This is a genomic window from Bacillus tianshenii (assembly GCA_020524525.2).
Lineage (GTDB): Bacteria > Bacillota > Bacilli > Bacillales > Bacillaceae_N > Bacillus_AV.
The window spans coordinates 1,575,695-1,592,530 of record CP129018.1 but is presented as its reverse complement, the minus strand read 5'-3'; the positions used below and the strand labels follow the sequence as shown (position 1 = coordinate 1,592,530).

Annotated in this window: 17 protein-coding genes; 15 read left to right on the top strand and 2 right to left on the bottom strand. The window is 39.2% G+C overall.

Annotated features, from left to right (window positions below):
* Positions 1–448 precede the first annotated feature (448 nt).
* Complete coding sequence (locus LC040_08050; GenBank protein ID WLR52833.1) at positions 449–1,315, bottom strand: cation diffusion facilitator family transporter; 867 nt, start codon at positions 1,313–1,315, stop codon at positions 449–451.
* 229 nt (positions 1,316–1,544) lie between these two features.
* On the opposite strand from LC040_08050, the gene LC040_08045 reads away from it, so the two are divergent.
* Both LC040_08045 and LC040_08040 read left to right on the top strand, forming a co-directional pair.
* A complete protein-coding gene (locus LC040_08045; protein ID WLR52832.1) occupies positions 1,545–2,156 on the top strand; it encodes a nitroreductase family protein in 612 nt (203 codons plus the stop codon).
* Positions 2,157–2,280: 124 nt separating this feature from the next.
* Entirely contained in the window at positions 2,281–3,651 is a 1,371-nt protein-coding gene (locus tag LC040_08040; protein WLR52831.1) for an aldehyde dehydrogenase, read from the top strand.
* On the opposite strand, the gene corA is transcribed toward LC040_08040, so the two are convergent.
* Positions 3,652–4,611, bottom strand: a complete 960-nt coding sequence (gene corA, locus LC040_08035; protein WLR52830.1) for a magnesium/cobalt transporter CorA — start codon at positions 4,609–4,611, stop codon at positions 3,652–3,654.
* Between the two features lie 86 nt (positions 4,612–4,697).
* On the opposite strand from corA, the gene LC040_08030 reads away from it, so the two are divergent.
* The 13 genes from LC040_08030 (at position 4,698) to LC040_07970 (ending at position 16,833) form a co-directional block, all read left to right on the top strand.
* Positions 4,698–5,447: a glucose 1-dehydrogenase gene (locus LC040_08030; protein ID WLR52829.1), complete on the top strand. Its 750-nt coding sequence runs from the start codon at positions 4,698–4,700 to the stop codon at positions 5,445–5,447.
* A 184-nt stretch (positions 5,448–5,631) separates the two neighbouring features.
* Positions 5,632–7,236, top strand: coding sequence for a diguanylate cyclase (locus LC040_08025; GenBank protein WLR52828.1), 1,605 nt, complete (start codon positions 5,632–5,634; stop codon positions 7,234–7,236).
* Between the two features lie 247 nt (positions 7,237–7,483).
* The gene (locus tag LC040_08020) at positions 7,484–8,203 is read left to right on the top strand and encodes a phosphoadenylyl-sulfate reductase (protein WLR52827.1); all 720 of its coding nucleotides are present in this window, start codon (positions 7,484–7,486) and stop codon (positions 8,201–8,203) included.
* A gap of 7 nt (positions 8,204–8,210) precedes the next feature.
* On the top strand, positions 8,211–9,281 hold the full coding sequence (locus LC040_08015) for an inorganic phosphate transporter (GenBank protein WLR52826.1): 1,071 nt from the start codon (positions 8,211–8,213) through the stop codon (positions 9,279–9,281).
* Between the two features lie 42 nt (positions 9,282–9,323).
* The gene (gene sat / locus LC040_08010) at positions 9,324–10,463 is read left to right on the top strand and encodes a sulfate adenylyltransferase (GenBank protein ID WLR52825.1); all 1,140 of its coding nucleotides are present in this window, start codon (positions 9,324–9,326) and stop codon (positions 10,461–10,463) included.
* 14 nt (positions 10,464–10,477) lie between these two features.
* The gene (gene cysC / locus LC040_08005) at positions 10,478–11,071 is read left to right on the top strand and encodes an adenylyl-sulfate kinase (GenBank protein WLR52824.1); all 594 of its coding nucleotides are present in this window, start codon (positions 10,478–10,480) and stop codon (positions 11,069–11,071) included.
* Positions 11,072–11,089: 18 nt separating this feature from the next.
* A complete protein-coding gene (locus tag LC040_08000) occupies positions 11,090–12,697 on the top strand; it encodes a nitrite/sulfite reductase (protein ID WLR52823.1) in 1,608 nt (535 codons plus the stop codon).
* Positions 12,698–12,731: 34 nt separating this feature from the next.
* Positions 12,732–12,938 (top strand): DUF3906 family protein, encoded by a 207-nt coding sequence (locus tag LC040_07995; GenBank protein WLR52822.1) that lies wholly within the window; start codon positions 12,732–12,734, stop codon positions 12,936–12,938.
* 48 nt (positions 12,939–12,986) lie between these two features.
* A complete protein-coding gene (gene cobA / locus LC040_07990; protein ID WLR52821.1) occupies positions 12,987–13,754 on the top strand; it encodes a uroporphyrinogen-III C-methyltransferase in 768 nt (255 codons plus the stop codon).
* Positions 13,755–13,770: 16 nt separating this feature from the next.
* Positions 13,771–14,493 (top strand): sirohydrochlorin chelatase, encoded by a 723-nt coding sequence (locus LC040_07985; GenBank protein ID WLR52820.1) that lies wholly within the window; start codon positions 13,771–13,773, stop codon positions 14,491–14,493.
* Positions 14,490–15,539, top strand: coding sequence for an anthranilate phosphoribosyltransferase (locus LC040_07980; GenBank protein WLR52819.1), 1,050 nt, complete (start codon positions 14,490–14,492; stop codon positions 15,537–15,539). Before LC040_07985 ends, LC040_07980 begins: the two co-directional genes overlap by 4 nt.
* Before the next feature lie 88 nt (positions 15,540–15,627).
* Positions 15,628–16,470: an alpha/beta hydrolase gene (locus tag LC040_07975; protein ID WLR52818.1), complete on the top strand. Its 843-nt coding sequence runs from the start codon at positions 15,628–15,630 to the stop codon at positions 16,468–16,470.
* A gap of 93 nt (positions 16,471–16,563) precedes the next feature.
* Positions 16,564–16,833, top strand: coding sequence for an autorepressor SdpR family transcription factor (locus LC040_07970; GenBank protein ID WLR52817.1), 270 nt, complete (start codon positions 16,564–16,566; stop codon positions 16,831–16,833).
* Positions 16,834–16,836 lie beyond the last annotated feature (3 nt).

Here is a 16,836-nt window from a genome sequence, read left to right as displayed (position 1 = left end):
GTATCTTTAAAATGTAAAATAGTACCTAATTTTTTGCTGACGTTTATAAAGACGAAATCTGTGTAGTGAAAGTTTCACCTAAATTTAAAATCAGTGTGATATTTTTGTAATCAGAGCCTTGTAGACTTAAAGATTTAAAAGCATATACTCTATCATACGCAAAATTTTTATGCGGTCAAGTAGGAAATTGTTGGTATGATTTTGACCAAAAAAGCATGATCTTGAATATCTTTCGGTTATTGTATACAAATTTCTGGGGGGAATGGTTTCAAAATATAAAGGTACATCTTTACAAATTAACTTTAAAGCAATGAATCCTTTACAAAGTATGTTTGAGGTACCAAAACTATACAAGTAAAAACTGCTTCCCACATAGGCTTTCACGTTTGTAAATAATATTAAACGAAAAACCCCTCCCTTAAACATTGTGTTTTGTGGGAGGGGGTTATTATGATCGGCATTCATCAGGTTCGATATGAATATGTGAATGTTCGATATGATGTTCCTCTTTCAACGTTTGTTCAATATCATCTGCAATTTCATGGCTTTCAATCACATTCAAACTTGGATCCACTTTAATCGTTGCATCAAGAATCACATCATTTCCCTGCATTCTTGCTTTTACATCTTCAACCTTCATAACTCCGTCTATTTCGCTTATCGTCTGTTCATACTCTTTCATTTTCTTTTCATCAAATCCATCTGTCAGCATATGTGTTGTTTCTCTGAAAATCTCAATGGCTGTTTTTAAAATAACGAGACCGACAACAAATGCAGCTAGTGGATCAATCCACGCCATCTGGAATTGAGAAGCAAGAATACCAACAGCTGTTCCGATACTAACGAGAGCATCGGACAAATTATCCTTAGCAGCCGCCTTTAAGGCACTGCTTTTCACATTATTCGCTAAGCGGAGGTTAAAGGCATACACCCCATACATTGCAGCTGCTGAGCCGAGTGCCGTCCAGGCTGCTAGTAGGTTTGGTGCATGTTGGCGCTCATGAAAGAGACTTTGAAAGGCATCAATTAACACCTCAATCCCGATAGAAAACATAATAAATGATGCAAGTAACGAAGAGATGTTTTCAGCCCGAGAATGGCCGTATGGATGGTCATCATCACGTGGCTTCTTTGAAATTTTAATGCCAATTAAGACCGCCACAGAGGCGAGAATATCTGTGACGTTGTTCAAGCCATCTGCTTTTAACGCATCAGAGGAAGCAGAAATAGCGATAAAAAGCTTGACAGCAGATAACACAAGGTAAGCAAAAATGCTTATATAAGCTCCAGTTTCAGCAGTTAATTTTTGTTTCATTGATTACCCTCTTTACAAATGGTAAAAATATTTTAGCAAATAAAAGTTGAGTGGGTCTATAGAAACAATATTTGCATAAGGTAGCTTTCTGAGTCTTGTTCAAGTATGTTGCATCGAGCAAACAATGGAATGTGTTTCGTAAAAGCACATTAGTTGCATTCTTTCTTCATTCTCGTTTTAATGGAAGATGGGCAAAAAAATAGTACAATTTGCAGAAGGAGTGACAACAATGGATGCAATCAAAGCTATGAAGGAACGACATTCTGTCAGAAAATATGAAAAAGGTCATGTGATTCCAGAAGAAACCTTCAATGAAATTCTTGAGGCGACAATTGAAGCACCTTCCTCTTGGAATCTCCAGCATTGGCGTTTTCTTATTATTGATGATGAGAAACAAAAGGAAACATTACTACCAATCGCTTACAATCAACAACAAATTGTAGACAGTTCAGCGACAATTGCAATTTTAGGTGATTTAGAGGCAGACAAAGTGGCAGATGAGGTTTATCGTGAAGCAGTTGAGAAAGGCTTTATGGATGAAGGCGTTAAAGCAACGCTTGTAAAGCAAATTCAAGGTGCTTATGAAAATAAACAATTCGCCCGTGATGAGGCGTTCTTAAATGCGTCACTAGCTGCGTCTCAATTAATGCTAGCCGCAAAAGCAAAAGGGTATGATACTGTTCCAATGGGTGGTTTTGACCGTAAGAAGTTTGTAGAAGCATTTAATGTACCAGAACGCTATGTTCCTGTCATGCTTCTTCCAATTGGTAAGGCAGCACAACAAGCACATGGAACAGGACGTTTCCCATTAGAAGATGTCGTTATAAAAAATTCATTTTAAGCGTACATCCTAGTTAGAAAAGGCAGGGGCAATCTCTGCCTTTTCTCGATCATTGAGTTGTTTTAAGTAATCTTCATTTCGGGAATTGTTCATTGAGATGAAAGGAAGAGGAAGGGGAGTACGGATGGTCGTAAAAACGCTTATTGACAAGCAGCGCACTTATTTTTATGAAGGGCATACAAACAGCGCTGCTTGGAGAATAAAACAATTAAAAAAGCTTCGCAAAAACATTAAAAAATTTGAAAAAAAGATTATTGATGCTCTATGGATGGATTTGCATAAATCAGAAATGGAAGCCTATACGACAGAGATTGGGATTTTATATGAAGAAATAAAATTTATTGAAGACCATTTAAAAGATTGGGTAAAGCCTGAAAAAGTGAAAACACCGCTTACACACTTTGGTTCCAAAAGTGAAATTCACTTTGAACCATATGGTGTGGTTGGTATTATTGCGCCGTGGAACTATCCATTTCAGCTAGCAATCGCTCCGTTAATTGGTGCTATTGCTGCAGGGAATTGTGCGATTGTCAAACCATCTGAATTAACCCCTCATGTATCAACCGTTATTGCGTCGCTGCTGCGTGAAACCTATTCAGAGGATTTCGTAGCCGTAATTGAAGGCGGTGTATCTACAAGTCAGGCCTTACTATCTGAAAAGCTGGATTATGTCTTTTTTACAGGTAGTGTAGCAGTCGGAAAAATTGTGATGGAAGCATGTGCAAAGAATTTAACACCTGTAACATTAGAGCTTGGCGGCAAAAGTCCTGTTATCGTTGACAAAGATGCAAAAATCGATTTAGCAGCTAAACGAATTGCTTGGGGGAAATTTTTAAATGCGGGTCAAACTTGTATTGCACCGGATTATTTATATGTTCATGAGAAGGTAAAAGACAAGTTACTTGCCTCTATTAAAAAGTATATTGTTGAATTTTATGGAGAAAATCCGCTCAAAAGTGAGAAATACGGCCATATCGTAAATGAAAAACATTTCAAGCGTCTTGTCGGTTATTTAAATGACGGGACGATTTCGTATGGTGGAACGTACGAGATGGAAAGTCTTGCAATTGCTCCGACGATTCTTGAACATACTGCTCTCGATGCACCTGTGATGAAAGATGAAATATTTGGACCGATTCTTCCGGTATTTCCATTTGAAAAAATTGAAGACGTCATTGAAGGAGTTCGAAGCAGGGAGAAGCCACTCGCGCTCTATTTATTTACAGAATCAAAGAAACAACAAGATAAAATTGTCGAAAAGCTCTCGTTTGGTGGCGGGGCAATGAATGATACGATCTTCCACATTGCAACACCATATTTGCCATTTGGCGGTGTTGGAGAAAGCGGGATGGGTAGCTATCATGGTAAATACAGTTTTGAAACATTTTCACACCGAAAAAGTGTACTGACCCAAACGACTGCATTTGATTTTGCCTTTCGCTACCCATCCAGTAAAAATGGTTTGAAAATTATTCGTAAGCTCTTTAAAGGTTAATCACATGGAATCACTAAACCAGCCTTTATGCTTGAACCATAGAAATAAAACAGCGGTAATTATTCCCATTACACCGAGGACGATAAAGTAGCCGTAATGGTATTGAAGCTCTGGCATATAGACAAAGTTCATCCCATAAAGTCCAGCGATAAACGTAAGCGGCATAAAGATAACTGTAATAACTGTTAGCACCATCATAATGCGGTTCATCCGATGAGAGTTCATGGATAAGTAGTTATCTCTAATATCTGCGGTCATCTCTCTGTCTGATTCGACCTTTTCCATCAGCCGTAAGAGGTGGTCGTAGATATCACCGAAGTATTCTTGAAACGGTCTCATCTGATCTAAGTGGTGAGAGTGAAGCATTCGGTATACTAAGTCACGCATCGGCATAATGGAACGTCGGAGTGTTAACAGGTCACCTCGTAAGTCAAAGAGTTGCTCCATGAGCTTCTGAACAGATTGTGACCTAGTGTTATTTTCAATTTCATCTAAATGGTCTTCAATTTTATAGAGGATCGGAAAGTATTCATCGACCATCGTATCCATCATCAAATAAAGGATATGAAGTGGTCCTTTTTGCCGGACATCTTTTGAAACTGTCAGTCGACGGCGAATTTTATTAATTTCCTTTCGTGGTTCTTGGTGGTAAGAGACGATGAAACGCTCACTTAAGAAAAAATCAATCTCACTAGGTTCATACGTTTTTTGATCAACGGCATGGGTTACAAAGAAAGTAGCTTTTTGATAGTAATCAAGCTTAGGACGTTGCAGAACGTGGTAACAATCTTCAATTGCCAATGGATGAAAGTCAAAAAAGGTTGCTAGGTAGGTGGTTTCATCTTCATTTGGCTCTGCAAAGTCAACCCAATACCATTTCACATGTTCACTTTCTAATTCTTCAAGTGGGATATTTTCAAGCACTTCATCATCTGTTGTTACCGCAAACGTGTGAATCATGAATGATGGCTCCCTTTTCGAGTTTTTTAATCATCTTTTTCAATGTTGGAAAGAACTATACACCACATTATAAAGGAGGACTTTGCTTGTTTAAAAGTAAAACGGTTATCGTTACAGGTGGAGCAAGCGGAATTGGGTTCGGTGTGGCAAAAGGTTATGTACAAGAAGGTGCACATGTAGTCATTGCGGATTGCGATCGAGACAAAGGTTCACTAGCAGAAGCAGAGCTTAACAAAATAATAGACATCAATCGCGCGATCTTTATTCAGACGGATGTTCGATCAGAGCAGGATATTATTCACTTAATGGAACAAACGAAGGAAGTATGTGGTGGAATTGACATACTCATTAACAATGCAGGTGTTTCTCGCTTTCAAAATATGTTTGAAATGAAAACCGAAGAGTGGGACGACATACTTTCCGTTAATTTGCGTGGGTACTTTATTTGTGCAAGGGAAGCAGCGAAGGTAATGAAAGAGCAAAAAGGCGGCTCCATTGTGAATATTGCCTCTACCAGAGCCCTTATGTCAGAACCTGATTCAGAAGCATATGCTGCATCAAAAGGTGGCATCACTGCATTAACCCATGCCATGGCGTTATCCTTAAGTGAATATGACATCCGTGTAAATGCAATTAGTCCAGGCTGGATTGAAACCGGAGATTATGAAAGCTTACGTGATATCGACCATGAACAGCACCCTAGCAAAAGGGTCGGCAAACCATCAGACATTTGGCGTGCATGCTGCTATCTTACTGACCCAAAAAATGATTTTGTAAATGGTGAAAATATTATTGTTGATGGCGGAATGACTAGAAAGATGATATATGAACATTAAATAGTTAGTGAGAAAGACCTGCGTTAAAAAGCGGGTCTTTTTTATTTCTGTTGATAAAAAAGTTTTGATAACGTGTTTGTTATTTTGTAATAAAGGGTATTAATACAGGACTATTAACATGGTTGGAATGATGGTTTAAAAACAAGCATAATGGTTGTTGTACTTAAACGTAGGGGGAACACAGATGTATAGTCATCAAAAGAAGTTAATCATAAATATTGAAAGACAGTTACAGTCATGGCAACAAACGACAGACCAAATGATTTCAATTACAGCTATCAATCACTTTTTATCATCTGTGAAGTTAACAGGAAGGATTGTTGGACTAATAGGTATTTCTCAATGTGCTAAAGACTTACTCGTGAAACTAGAAAAGATAAAAACGACGAGCTTATCATCTAAAACAGCTTCTCTATTGCTATCTCCTCTAGAAGCCTGTACAAATATTTCTGAGGAACATACGGAGCCGATTGCTCACTTGAGAACGGGGGAAGAGCCTCTAATTGTTCTCGTTGATGAAGATGTAACATTACTTGCCTATTTGAAATCAGAAATGGAAAAGCAAGGATGGATGGTAATCGCGACTGTCAATCCACATAAAGCACTTGAAGCTTTCTATAAGATGGAGCCTGATTGCTTTATAACGGATATAAATATGGCACTTGGAGCAAATAAATCAATGTTCCATCTTATCCAGAAGAAAATAACCGAAGCATTTATCCCAACAATCGTAATGAGTTCAAGTGACGAAGAAGGATTTAGAAAAATGTGCTTTAAATTTGGGGCAGATGACTTTATCATAAAGCCATTTCATCTTGAAGAATTTCTATTACGGGTTGAACAGAAGTTAAAACGCCGCGAGCAAGTGAAACATATGCTCTTAATTGATGAAATGACAGGCATTTATAATCGCAAATATTTAGTGGAAGCATTTGAGAGAAGCATTCAGGAGCTCGAACGATATACGACGCCTTTTTCATTTGCGTTGCTTGATTTAGATCATTTCAAGAAGATCAATGATACATATGGCCATGTAACTGGCGATGTCGTATTAAAAGAGTTTACAAAGTTTATAAGTGAAAACTGTCGGCATGGCGATGTGCTCGTCCGTTATGGAGGAGAAGAGTTTATTATGATGCTTCCGAAAACGACTCTTTCTCAGGCTGAAGTAGTTGTAAATCGTCTGCTTGAAACATTTTCAAAAGAAATATTCACTTTTGAAAGAGAGCGCTTTCATGTCACTTTTTCTGCCGGCCTTGTTGAAGTAACAAACCCCGTGAAGCCTTGGCGTTACTGGTTATCATTAGCGGATGATGCCCTTTATGAAGGCAAAAGGAATGGCCGGAACCAAGTAGTAGTGAAAAACGAGCACAATAACTTAAGCTCCAATAGGCCGAAAGTACATATGACGATTGTAGAAAATGATGATCTCGTTTCTTCGATCTTAAAAAGCTATGTGAAAAAACATTTTGCCGACGAGTATGTTGATTTACACGTCCATACCTTCAAGTGTGCAAAGCAATTTCTATCTCAGATAAAAGAAGATTATCACCCCCATCTTCTTATTATAGATGCAGATATGCCTCATTTTGATGGATATGAAGCATTAAGAATGATGAGCAAAGAAAATCTACTTGAACAGTATACAATCGTTATGCTGATTGATGACCAAAACAAAGAATGTATTGCAAAAGCATTACGACTAGGTGCAGATGATTATCTTAGTAAACCATTCAGTATTCAAGATTTCCACACACGTTTAAAGCAATATATTCATCGTCTTCAGTGAAAACCTCTTCCCGTACGGAAAGAGGTTTTTCTAGTTTCTTCTATATTATATACGGATGCAGGTTACGGTTTTCTGAATTTTAGAGATACCTTCTTCAAACTTGTAAGATAATTTTGAAAAAAATGAAAGTTATAAAAAGCTATTGCAATTTTAGCTAATTTATTTTATGCTCATACGCAACCAGTTAATTCTGATTGGAATACTCAACATGAAAGAAATAATTGGAAAGGGAGGAGTGAGTAGGGGAGTGAATCTTCAATACCATACATGGCAAGCACCATCGATTTCATTTAATCAAGAAGATGGATTTAAAGGTGCTTATACCGTTTTACAGTGGGCGTATGAGCACTACGGACAAGACATTGTATATGCGTGCAGCTTTGGAGCAGAAGCAATTGTATTGTTAAAATTAATTGCTGAAGTAAATCCGACAGCACATGTCAGCTTTTTGGATACAGGTCTTCATTTTCAACAAACGTATGACACAATTGATGCAGTGAAAGCTCGCTTTCCTGAGCTGCAAATCCACCTTGTTCAGCCAGAACTTACTGTTGCAAAGCAGGCAGAGAAATTTGGAGATAAGCTTTGGGAAAGGAAGCCAAATCAATGCTGCTATTACCGAAAGATAAAACCGTTAGAAACAGAGCTAGCAAAATATAGTGCTTGGATTTCGGGTTTACGGCGTGAGCAGTCAGAAACACGTCAGCATGTTCAGTTTGTTAACAAGGACGAACGATTTGAATCAATTAAGATTTGCCCGCTCATTCACTGGACATGGGAAGAGGTTTGGGCTTTCATTAAGAAGCATGACTTACCATATAACCCGCTTCACGACCAACAATATCCGAGTATTGGCTGCGCTCCTTGTACGCACAAAGTACATGAGGGAGAAGATATGCGGAGCGGACGATGGAGCAATAGCAGTAAGACAGAATGTGGTTTGCATCTGAATCAACCTAAAGGATAGATGAAGTATGACATTTGTCATCATCGCATTTGTAGTTGCCTATTTTTTTGCATTGAATATTGGAGCAAGTGGGGCCGCAGCAGCGATTTCTGTTGCACATGGGACAGGGGCAATCTCTTCAAAAAGAATCGCATTGGCAGTATGTTCTCTTGGAATTTGTTTAGGCGCTATACTCGGTGGAGGAGAAGTAGTCGAAACAGTTGGAAAAGGGATTGTTTCTGAAAAAGTTCTGACTGTAGAAATTGTAATTGTTATTTTGGCATCAGCTGCGCTTTCCTTATTTATTGCCAACTTGCTAGGCATCCCGCTTTCAACAAGTGAAGTGGCAGTCGGGGCAGTAGTTGGAGTGGGGATAAGCTTACAATCTTTAAATTTAGAAACCTTGTTTATAATTATGGCTTTTTGGATTGTTGTTCCAGTAGTTGGTTTTTTGCTTTCATTTACAGTTCGAAAGTTGTTTATGCGTATGAAGAAAAAGCAGCATAGCGACAAAAAGAAACGCTTGTTTATTATCTTACTCATTGGGACAGGGTTCTTGGAAAGCTTTTCAGCAGGGATGAACAATGTCGCCAATGCTGTTGGTCCGCTTGTTGGCGCAGGGCTGCTTTCCGTTGACAATGCTGTTGTGAGTGGCGGAATTTGTGTTGCACTCGGTGCGTTTCTATTTGGAGGAAAAGTAGTTGAAACAAATGCGAACAACATTACAAAAATGTCACTTACTGAAGGGATTGTTATTTCAGGTACTTCAGGAATTCTCGTTGTATCCGCGTCACTATTTGGTATTCCTATCCCGCTTACACAAGTGACGACAACCTCCATTGTCGGCGTGGATTGCGCAAAAACAGGAATGAAAATATGGCAAAAAAGCATTATTAGTCGAATTATTAAGGTTTGGATTGTGTCACCTGTTTTTTCTTTAGTATTGGCGTATGCGCTGATGATAGGGTTATTTCAGCAGGATGTCTATACGCTTTTCATTTTACTAAGTGTTATGATTGCAACAATTGGTACAATGAGCTTAATTGTCTCTATCAAAAAAGAAAAGCAATCAATTCATGAACATGGTGGAGGAATTTAGTGCTTTAAACTGACTATTTTTATGAGAAAAGGAGTTTTAAGGATGACAACAAGCATTCCACACGGAGGAAAGTTAATCAATCGTGTTGATACACAAACAGATGTAACAGCTATTGAAGCAGAGATTCAGCTTGATGAAACAGCTCTATCAGACTTAGAGTTAATTGCAAATGGCGCGTATAGTCCGTTAACAGGGTTCCTTGGTCAAGAAGATTATCAAACAGTCGTGGAACAAATGCGCCTCTCTAATGGGCTGCCATGGAGTCTTCCAATTACGCTGCCTGTTACAGAAGAAATAGCATCCGAACTGAAACCTGGCGTATTAGCGAAACTTGTTTACAAGCAAGAAACGTATGGTTTTATTGAAATCTCTGAGCTATTTCGCCCAAATAAAGAAACCGAAGCGAAAAATGTCTACCAAACGACAGATGAAAAGCATCCAGGTGTAAAGAAAGTCTATGATCGAGGGGATGTTTATGTCGCAGGAGATGTCACTCAAGTAAAAAAGGTTGTGCGTTCAAAATTTAGCGATTACTATTTAACACCAGCCGAAACGAGAGAAAACTTTGCACAGAAAGGCTGGGAAACTGTTGTTGGTTTTCAAACACGTAACCCTGTGCACCGAGCGCATGAATACATTCAAAAGTCTGCTCTTGAGATTGTAGATGGCTTGTTCTTAAATCCGCTTGTCGGGGAAACAAAGAAAGATGATATTCCGAGTGAAGTGCGTATGGATTGCTATGAAACCATTCTTAAACACTATTACCCTGAAAACCGTGTATTCTTATCGGTTTTTTCAGCAGCCATGCGCTATGCTGGACCGAGAGAAGCAATCTTTCATGCCCTCGTTCGAAAAAATTTCGGTTGCACACACTTTATCGTTGGACGTGACCATGCAGGTGTAGGTGATTATTATGGCACATATGATGCACAAAAAATATTCAGCAATTTTAAAGCTGAAGAGCTCGGTATTACACCGCTGTTTTTCGAACATAGCTTCTATTGCACAAAATGTGAAAACATGGCATCAGCAAAAACATGCCCACATGACGCGGAGCATCACGTTATTCTATCAGGAACAAAGGTCCGTGAAATGCTTCGAAATGGCGAACGTCCGTCAAAATATTTCAGCAGACCTGAAGTAGTTGAAGTGCTTGTTGAAAGCATGAAACAAACTGTTTAAAAGGGGGTGGAAAGATGACGAAAAATATTGTTTGGCATGAAACGAAGCTTACAAAAACTGACCGGCGTAAACAGAAAAATCATCATAGCGCAGTGCTTTGGTTTACAGGTTTATCAGGCTCAGGAAAGTCTACACTTGCTAATGCTTTAGAGCAGAAATTATTTGAGGAACACATCAACTCGTATATTTTAGACGGGGATAATGTACGTCACGGCTTAAACTCTGATTTAGGATTTAGCGAAAAGGACCGTAAAGAAAATATCCGTAGAATCGGAGAAACAGCTAAATTGTTTGTTGACAGCGGTGTTTTTGTTCTCACGGCGTTTATTTCACCGTATCAAGCGGAGCGTCAACAAGTACGTGAGCTATTAGAAGAGGATGAATTTGTAGAAGTTTTCGTAAAATGCGGACTTGAGCAATGTGAAGAACGTGATCCGAAAGGGCTCTATAAGAAAGCCAGAAGTGGTGAAATTCCAGAATTCACTGGAATCAGTTCTCCTTATGAGGAGCCAGTAAACCCGGAAATTATTGTCGATACAGAGCACAACACAATTGATGAGTCTGTCGCACTCATTCTTGAAAACTTACAAAAACGAGGATGGTTGTAGTCGAAAGGAGCGAAAACGTTGGCTTACGAAAAAATTTGGGCAAATAATGAAAAGTTAAACAAAAATGAAAAGGCAAAGCTTGAAAAAGATGGATTAGAAATCTTAAATGATATTCCTGGGTACGCCGAAAAAGGCTTTTCCTCCATTCCAAAGGATCAATGGGATTTCTTTAAATGGGCAGGCCTTTACTTACAAAAACCGAAAGAAGACGGTTATTTTATGATGCGTGTCAATGTGCCGTCGGGTATTTTAAACAATGAACAGCTGAAGACACTTGCTGGAATTAGTAAGGACTTTGGACGAAATGTGTTTGATATTACAACAAGACAGGCCATTCAATTTCATTGGTTGGAAATTGAAGAAATCCCCGAAATCTTTAGACGCCTTGAAGCAGTTGGGCTGTCTTCAGTGGGAGCTTGCGGGGATATTACGAGAAATATTACCGGCAACCCGTTAGCTGGCATCGACCCGGATGAATTATATGATACACGTGAAATTGTTGAAGATATTTATCAATACTTCCAAAATAACCCGGAATTTTCGAACTTACCGCGTAAGTTCAAGATGTCAATTAATACAAATACGTACAATGCTGCAAATGCTGAAATCAATTGTGTTGCATTTGTACCTGCTAAGAAAGTCATTGATGGTGAGGAAAAAATCGGTTTCCATGTAAAAGTGGGCGGAGGATTATCTTCTAAGCCATATTTAGCCCAAACGTTAAATGTCTTTCTTGAACCAGAACGAGTCAAAGAGGTAGCAATTGCAGTTGCAACAATTTTCCGTGACTACGGTTACAGAGACAAACGTCATCGTGCCCGCTTGAAATTTCTTGTGGCCGATTGGGGTCCAGAAACGTTCACTGAAAAATTAAGAGAATATGTAAAAGGATTACCAGAGCAAGGAACCGAAGAAACGCACGGCTGGAATGGTGGTTATTTCTACGGCACGTCCAAACAAAGACAGCCAGGGCTTAATTATATCGGCTTTAACGTTCCAGTTGGCCGTCTTGATGCTGATGAAGTGTTTGAGATTGCCCGTATCGCTGAAAAATATGGGAACGGAGAAGTTCGGACGTGTAATTCGCAAAATTTAATTATTTCAAATGTATCGGATGAGCATGTAGATGACTTGCTAGCTGAAAAAGTATTTGAGCGGATTACAACGGAACCAAATAAGATTATGGCTTATTCTGTATCATGCACAGGAACCGAATATTGCAATCTTGCTCTTACAGAAACGAAAGAAAGAATGCGCCGTCTTGCGGAATACTTAGATACAAAAGTCGAGCTTGATGTGCCAGTTCGTCTTCATATGGTCGGCTGTCCGAACTCTTGTGGTCAACGCCAGATTGCGGATATCGGCTTTCAAGGCGTGAAGATGAAATCAAAAGAAAAAGGGATGATTGAAGCATTTGAGCTGTATGTTGGCGGAACACTTCTAAATGGCGGTGAATACAACAAAAAGCTCAAAGGGAAAATCGACGGCGAGCATCTCCCGGATGTAACGGTGAAATTTATTGAGAAGTTTAAAGAAAGTAAGCAAGAGGGCGAGCATTTCTATGATTATGTGCATCGTGTTGGAATCGATGTTCTGCAATCAGACCTAGATGCAATCCTTGCTTAGGTAATCGTTATTAGAAGAAGTAGGTGGAATAATCATGAATCTGTATCGTTTACAAGCAAATACGTCAGAAGGTGAGCTTGATATCATTGCGGCAGCTCCTGATGAAGAAACAGCGTTTGAGGTGGCAGAAATAGAAATTGAGAAACATTTTTTAAAACTGCCAGTTATTAATGATATTGTCCTCTACGAATTGAAAAAAATACGAAATGGCAATGCGTTTGTATTAGGCAAGCAAGAATAAGAGGCAGGTCTTCCACCTGCCTTCTACTACTATAAGGGAGTGTGAGAGATGGGGAAGGTTTATTTAGTTGGCGCTGGACCAGGAGACCCGGAATTACTGACAGTAAAAGGGTTGAAATATCTTCAACAAGCAGATGTTGTCCTCTATGACCGGTTAGTGAATAAAGAATTACTAGCGTATACAAAACAAGGTGCTGACTTAATTTATTGTGGAAAGCTGCCAAACTATCATACGATGAAACAAGAAACGATTAATTCATTCTTAGTTAAATACGCACGAAGTGGAAAAGTGGTTGTACGTTTAAAAGGCGGGGACCCCTTTGTCTTTGGTCGCGGTGGAGAAGAAGCGCTGGCACTTGTGAAAAATAAAATTGATTTTGAAGTTGTCCCAGGAATAACAGCGAGCACGGCCGCCGCAGCTTATGCAGGAATTCCTGTTACACATCGCAATATAAGTGGTTCATTTGCAATGATAACTGGCCACCGTTGTGACGAGCAGACAGAAAAGGAATGGCGGGCGCTTGCTTCAAATATTGAAACAATTGCGATTTATATGGGTGTTTCAAAGCTTGCACAGATCTGCAAACAATTAATCACATATGGACGTGATAGAGAAACACCGGCAGCCGTGATTCATTGGGGCACAACCGCACAACAAAAAACAGTGACAGGCACGTTGGAGACAATTGCTGAAATCACAAAGAAAGAACAATTGAAAAACCCTTCGATGGTGATTATTGGTGACGTTGTAAAGCTGCGAAGTGAATTGCAATGGTTTGAAAAACAAAACATACCATTAGCCAAGGAAGCATTTTAAGTAAGGAGGGGGTTACATGCAAGCTATTCTTTATGTCGCTCACGGCAGTCGAGTTGAAAAAAGCAATCAACAAGCGATTGAGCTAATTGAGCGAGTCATAAATAAGGTTGATGTTCCAATTCAAGAAGTTTGTTTCTTAGAATTGCGAGAACCGCTTATAGAAGCAGGAATCACGAGCTGTGTTAAGCGCGGTGCAACAAAAGTTGCTGTTGTTCCATTATTACTGTTAGAAGCAGCACATGCAAAAGTTGATATTCCGCAAGCAGTGAGACTTGCCCATCAAAAGTATCCCCATCTTACTATTTCTTACGGTAAACCAATCGGTGTGCATGAGAAAATGATTGCACTCATTCATGAACGCATTCAAGAGCTCATAAAAAGAAAGCCACAAGATACAGCAGTTCTTCTCATCGGGAGAGGAAGCAGTGATGAGAGCCAAACGGCTGATATAAAATCAATTGGTTCCCTGCTGCAACAAAGGTTTGGATATGAGAGTGTGGATGTTTGTTTTATCACAGCTGCAAGACCAACTGTTGAAGAAGGGCTGCAGCAACTACGTGCTAGAAGTGAAGCTTACAAGGTCGTGATGCCTTACTTGCTATTTTCAGGCACCTTAATTCGTCAGCTGCAAGGAACAGTAAAGGAGATCCCGTTATGCGATACATTGGGAGGTCATCCATTTATAGAGGATGTCTTAATCGATCGAATTAAAGAAACGATACAAGAGGGTGTTAAATGATGAAACAATGGATTAAAGAAATTGCAAGGGGACGAAGAGGCTCAAAGGATTTAAATTATGAAGAAGCGGTAGAAGCGATACAAACCATTGCCAAAGGAAATGCAACGGATGCCCAGCTTGGATCATTTCTTACTGCGAACCGGATGAAAGAAGAGACACCTGAAGAACTACGGGCCTTTGCAGAAGTGTTTTCAAGCTACACGGAAAAACTCAACTTAACCGATGCATTAAAACAACAGGTAGTCGATTTTGCGAGCCCATACAACGGTCGACATTCATTTTTTGCGACGATCCCTGTAAGTATTTTGCTAGCAGAACGAGGCGTACCAGCCTTTCTTCATAGCAGCAAATCACTACCACCTAAGTACGGTACATCTCTTAAAGAAGTGTTAAGCGGCTTAGGTATTACCACCGAAGGTACAAATGAAGAATTAAGCCAAAGCTTACAAGAGAAGCGGCTCGCTTATGCATGGACTGATCAATACTGTAAACCGCTTGCTCAGATCCGGCAAGTTCGGGAAGAAATCGGTGTCCGTACTTTTTTTAACACCATTGAAAAGCTGTTAAATATCTCAGGCGCAAAAACGATCATGTTTGGTGCGTTCCATCGGACAGCGATTAATAAAATATTACCGATGCTTTCACAGCTCTCTTTTTCTAAAGCGTTTATCGTCCAAGGTATTGAAGGCTCTGAAGATTTACCTGTGCACCGTAATAGCTTTATTTTTCAAGTAAGTAATGGAGTCTCTAATTCTTTTATTGTGAGCCCGAAAGATTATGGGTTAGAACAGTCAGAAGAGTCGTTCAGTAAGAAAATCACACTACAGCAACAGATCGACTGGATTCAAAGAATACTCCAAAGTGAGAATAGTACAGATATCGAGTACGGGCGTGCACAAGTAATCTGGAACGCTGGTGTCCGCTATTATTTGCTTGGTCTTGAGCCGTCAATTGAAGCCGGAATTGCTTATGCAGAGGAACAGCTCCAAAGCGGAAGAGGTGCCTTTCAATTAAAAAAATGGCAAGAAAAGACTGTGATGATTTAATCCCTCCATACTATCCTCAATGTTTATCTCGTGTAAAAATCCATTTCTTGCGTTATATTAAAGATAGAATGAGGCAAGAGGTGGAAGTATGACTAATTTTTTAAAACACGGTGAATTTTTCAGCTGTGAAAATATTAATATTCATTATCATTATTTACAACATCCTGATAATTCCAAACCCGTGCTCGTGCTGTTGCATGGGTTTTTAAGTTCATTATTTAGTTTTCGAAAGCTCATTCCTTTATTAGAAGAACAATTTTCTATTTTAGCAATTGATTGGCCGCCGTTTGGTTTTAGTGAAAAGTCCCGTAAGTTTGTATATCGAACTGATAATATTGCAAACGCTATTCTTTCCATGTTAGAAGCAATGAAATTAAAGTCAGTTACCGTTATTGGTCATTCTATGGGCGGTCAAGTTGCTTTGAAAATGGCAAAGCTCGCCCCAAACAAAGTCGATAAGCTTGTGTTAATTTCATGCTCTGCTTATATGCAACGGTTTCCAAAAAAGGTGTCTGCCGCAACATTTATCCCATTCTTTCATTTGTTTCTCCGCCGAAAGCTTGAAAAGCAAGGTGTACACCATAACTTACGGAATGTTGTCTATCATCATGGGAGCATCGACCATGAAATGATTAACGGATACGAGCAGCCATTTTATCAAAAAGGGATGTTTGAAGCGTTGACAAGGTTTCTGCGTCATCGTGAAGATGATTTAACAACAGAACAGTTGGCAGAAATCCCGCACCCTGTGCTGCTTATTTGGGGGAATGAAGATCGAATCATTCCGCTTAAAACAGGAAAACGTTTGTTGAGTGACTTATCAAATGCCGCTTTAAAAATTTTTACCGAAACAGGTCATCTTGTGCCAGAGGAGCGGGCAGAAGAAACAGCAAATGAAATCGTCCAATTTATTAAAGCACCTTCTTCTTAAAAAAGGCTATACAAAATTTAGGAAGAGGTGTATACTTTAATTAGATATTTAGAAACTTATCTAAATATCTAATTACAAATGGAGTTGAGGTCTATGCCAATGAATGATGCATTTAAGGCACTTTCTGACCCGACAAGACGAAAAATCATTCAGCTATTGAAAAGCTCAGAGTTAACAGCTGGAGAAATTGCCGAGCATTTTGACATGAAAAAACCAAGTATTTCTCATCATTTGAATGTGTTAAAACAAGCTGACCTAGTATCAAGTGAAAAGCAAGGGCAGCATGTACTTTACTCGTTAAATACTACGGTTGTGCAAGATATGATGACATGGTTTATGAATTTTGCGGAGAGAAAAGAGTGAGGT